Annotated in this window: 1 pseudogene; it reads left to right on the top strand. The window is 59.1% G+C overall.

Annotation, left to right across the window (positions count from 1 at the left end):
- Positions 1-1,119: pseudogene (locus tag ACIOVB_RS27855) on the top strand (sigma-70 factor domain-containing protein); the annotation flags it as partial.
- Positions 1,120-1,126: the final 7 nt, after the last annotated feature.

Raw genomic sequence — 1,126 nt, 5'->3', positions numbered from 1 at the left:
CGCATGAGTACCGACATGGGGATCCCCGTACACGAGAGTGCTCCGGATGCGGACGCCCTTATGTTGGCCGACGCCGATACCGACGAGGCCGCTGCGGAAGAAGCAGCAGCCGCGCTGGCAGCGGTGGAGACCGATATCGGTCGCACCACTGACCCTGTGCGCATGTACATGCGTGAAATGGGTACGGTCGAGCTTCTGACTCGTGAAGGCGAAATCGAAATCGCCAAGCGTATCGAAGAGGGCATCCGTGAAGTGATGGGCGCAATCGCGCACTTCCCTGGCACGGTTGACCACATTCTCTCCGAGTACACTCGCGTCACCACCGAAGGTGGTCGCCTGTCCGACGTCCTGAGCGGTTATATCGACCCGGACGACGGCATTGCGCCGCCTGCGGCAGAAGTGCCGCCGCCGATCGATCCAAAAGCTGCAAAGGCTGAGGAATCCGACGACGAGGAGGCTGACGCTTCTGACGATGACGAAGAAGAAGCCGAAAGCGGTCCGGATCCGGTCATCGCTGCCCAGCGTTTCGGCGCTGTGTCCGATCAGATGGAAATCACCCGCAAGGCGCTGAAAAAGCACGGCCGCAGCAACAAGGCAGCGATTGCCGAGTTGCTGGCTCTGGCCGAGCTGTTCATGCCGATCAAACTGGTACCGAAGCAATTCGAAGGCCTGGTCGAGCGTGTTCGCAGTGCCCTGGATCGTCTGCGTCAGCAAGAGCGCGCGATCATGCAACTGTGCGTACGTGATGCACGTATGCCACGCGCCGATTTCCTGCGTCAGTTCCCAGGCAACGAAGTCGACGAAAGCTGGTCCGACGCTCTGGCCAAAGGCAAGAGCAAGTACGCCGAAGCCATTGGCCGTGTTCAGCCGGATATCATCCGTTGCCAGCAGAAGCTGACGGCGCTGGAAACCGAAACCGGTTTGACCATCGCTGAGATCAAGGACATCAACCGTCGCATGTCGATCGGTGAGGCCAAGGCCCGCCGCGCGAAGAAAGAGATGGTTGAAGCGAACTTGCGTTTGGTGATCTCGATCGCCAAGAAGTACACCAACCGCGGCCTGCAATTCCTCGATCTGATCCAGGAAGGCAACATCGGTCTGATGAAAGCGGTTGACAAGTAAGTAT

This window comes from Pseudomonas sp. NPDC087639 (genome assembly GCF_044743385.1).
Lineage (GTDB): Bacteria > Pseudomonadota > Gammaproteobacteria > Pseudomonadales > Pseudomonadaceae > Aquipseudomonas.
The sequence above is the reverse complement of the archived record's forward strand: the minus strand, read 5'-3'. Positions and strand labels throughout refer to the sequence as shown.